The organism is Patiriisocius sp. 208BN25-11 (assembly GCF_058147145.1).
On the sequence record NZ_JBYVJY010000117.1, the window covers coordinates 1 to 240 of the forward strand.

General features: G+C 36.7%; 1 protein-coding gene. It reads left to right on the forward strand.

The window, feature by feature from the left end; all coding sequences use genetic code 11:
- The coding region (locus ACY2RS_RS15805; RefSeq protein WP_490099612.1) for an acyl-CoA dehydrogenase family protein at nucleotides 1–240 on the forward strand (240 nt) is incomplete at both ends.

The following is a 240-nucleotide window of genomic DNA, read 5'->3' on the forward strand; positions in this document are numbered from 1 at the left end:
TACAGCCTCTGTACAATCCTCTTTAGTAATGTATCCTATTTGGAAATACGGAAACGAAGAACAACGAAATGAGTACTTACCAAAATTAGCTTCTGGAGAATGGATGGGATCTTTTGGTCTTACCGAACCAGATCACGGAAGTAATCATGGAGGTATGATTACCAACTTTAAAGATATGGGAGACCATTATCTATTAAATGGTGCTAACATGTGGATTTCTAATTCTCCATTTTGTGATGT